The organism is Xanthovirga aplysinae (assembly GCF_009711365.1).
Lineage (GTDB): Bacteria > Bacteroidota > Bacteroidia > Cytophagales > Cyclobacteriaceae > Xanthovirga > Xanthovirga aplysinae.
On record NZ_SMMB01000565.1, the window covers coordinates 1 to 2,400 of the forward strand.

Here is a 2,400-nt window from a genome sequence, read left to right on the forward strand (position 1 = left end):
GGCTTTTTTGTGCTCAGGAAGACCTTATTGTGGCAATTAACTCCCAAAATTCTTAAGTTGGGGAAAACTTGGGAGTATTATCTTTTGCTGAAATTACTGGTTCAAGCTCGGAATGTCCATCCACTTCTGGGACGTATTCCTACAACACAGATCTTTCTAATCCAAGCCAACAATGGTCTATTACTGGAGGGAATATGGTGATTTCAGGGCCAAGCACTGGTAGTTCTGTGACATTTAATTTTCTAAGTAATTTTAATGGGGGGCAACTAATGGTTTCGGTTACTTCTAATGGACATAGAAGTACCAACCTGTTTAACATTAGTAAATGTGTACCTTCCTGTACCCCACCTACTCCTGGAATAGATGTAACTAATTGGAATGTTGTGTTTATGGACTTGACCCCTGTTGCATATACCCTAAAGTTAGAGTTAAATATAGATGAAAAATGTTCTGACTTTATTAAATATGAATTGCAAATAAACTCCAGTATTAGAAGTTTATCTTCTGATGGAAGGAATATTACTGTTGGAGCACAAGGAACTTTGAGAACAACATTTTGTATTAAGGTAAGAGGTGTTTACCAAAGCGGTACTTCAAATTGGAAAAGTATTGTAGGAAGAACTGAACCCGGTCCTGATGATCCTGTCTAAAATTTGAACTATATATCCATATAGACTACCCTCAAAGTGGTCCTTTTCAAGTTGCACCCCATACTTCCCATCCCTCCTATTTTTGACTCCTATACACCTGATAAACAACATCCACTCCAGCATTCGAATTCCCTCGAAATTCACATCCTTTAAGATTCCCATATATCTTTAGTATTTTCGTAAAATTTAAAACAGAAATATTAGTAAAGGCTTCTTTTTTAAGGATAGAAAAGGAAAAAGTTCTTTTACCCCTTCATCTTGTGTGCTCAATTGGGAATTCTTAATATGATGATTATTTAGATGGAATTACCCAGAATCCCAAATTGGGAACCTCGAGTTAAATAATAATCAGTGCCAATTTTGTTTTAACTGTAGATTTTTATATTGTAAGGCAAACAATTGTAATGAGGGAATAATTCTTCAATAAAATTTTTGAAAGAAAAACTATACAAAGTTGGTTTGATTATTCAAAATGATAGGCTGGAATCAATATATTATTTATTACAAATATCCAATATTAGAAATTGGATATTTGTAATAAATAATATGAAAATACACATTTTAAAATATTGAAATTTTGTATTTTTATTCTATCAAAAGTCAAAAAGATACAATGGCAACAATAGAATTTGGTCATCAATTGGAAAAGACAACAAAGTCCCTAAAACCCTTTGCTTTGAAATTGACAAATGATATTGATGAAGCAAAAGATTTAATGCAAGAAACGGTCTTAAAAGCCTATAAAAATAGGGAAAAGTTTTCTGAAGGGACAAATTTAAAGATTTGGCTATACACCATCATGAAGAATATTTTTATTTCAAATTATCGTCGGATGATAAGAAGAACCAAGAATCTTCAAAACCTTAATATAGGTGCTTCTTCAACAGAAAATATTGTTTTCATTTCATTTGCAGTTAACGATATTCAAAATGTTATAAATCAATTGAGTGAAGTGCAAAGAGTGCCTTTTATGTTGCACTTTCATGGGTTCAAGTACCATGAAATTGCGGAACAATTGCAAATCCCTATTGGAACGGTGAAAAATCGGATACATCTTGCTCGTAAGGAATTAAAAATTAAATTGAGGACTAAAGAGCATTCGTAGAGATTACATTTCATGCAGGTGATTTTATATACACTAAAGATTAGGACTCCCAAGCTTTCTTTACTCTTTGAATAGAGGAAATTCCTTTTTTGACTAAAAGGGTGGTATCTTTTAAGGAATTTCCTTTCTTAAAATACTTTATTTCACCTGCATGTTTTTTTAATAACTCTTCCCTTCCCATTGAAGAAGCTTTGGTTCGTCCTTTGTAGATTTCTTTTAACGTTACCAAAACAATTCCTTGTGCTCTTCTTTCTTTTTGTTGATTAAACCCCATTTCTGCACCAATGGATAGAACTTACAGCATCATGAAAGCAATAGGATTCCGTTTTTCCATTATCATTTAAAGTATTAAGCTTAATTTTTTGATATGATTTCTTCTACTGTATTTAAGACATCTACTACCTTCCTTCCCAGTCTGGAAACCTCACTAACAAAGACGGTATCAACTCCTCCGTGATCGATGAAGTCCATCATTTTGGAGCACCATTGTTTCTTGATTGTTTGTGTGCTCAATAGTCAAAAAAAAGGTTTTATCTCATTCTGGGGTTTCTTCCTTACCAGTTCAAAATGGTGAGAGCACTTGTTAGGATTTTTGGAATCTTTTTTATTTTAATAAATCTGAATGAATGTTCATTCTAAAAAAAA

4 protein-coding genes are annotated in these 2,400 nt (G+C 32.7%); 2 read left to right on the forward strand and 2 right to left on the reverse strand.

Translation table 11 applies throughout. The features are described from left to right. Positions 1–68 precede the first annotated feature (68 nt). Together E1171_RS02725 and E1171_RS02730 are read left to right on the forward strand one after the other, a co-directional pair. Complete coding sequence (locus E1171_RS02725) at positions 69–650, forward strand: hypothetical protein (protein ID WP_155203837.1); 582 nt, start codon at positions 69–71, stop codon at positions 648–650. Positions 651–1,263: 613 nt separating this feature from the next. Next, positions 1,264–1,755 (forward strand): RNA polymerase sigma factor, encoded by a 492-nt coding sequence (locus E1171_RS02730; RefSeq protein ID WP_155203839.1) that lies wholly within the window; start codon positions 1,264–1,266, stop codon positions 1,753–1,755. A gap of 40 nt (positions 1,756–1,795) precedes the next feature. Here the strand turns inward: E1171_RS02730 and E1171_RS02735 are convergent, their stop codons facing one another. Next, complete coding sequence (locus tag E1171_RS02735) at positions 1,796–2,029, reverse strand: hypothetical protein (RefSeq protein WP_155203841.1); 234 nt, start codon at positions 2,027–2,029, stop codon at positions 1,796–1,798. A gap of 80 nt (positions 2,030–2,109) precedes the next feature. Next, positions 2,110–2,268, reverse strand: a complete 159-nt coding sequence (locus tag E1171_RS02740) for a recombinase family protein (protein WP_155203844.1) — start codon at positions 2,266–2,268, stop codon at positions 2,110–2,112. Between the last annotated feature and the right edge of the window lie 132 nt (positions 2,269–2,400).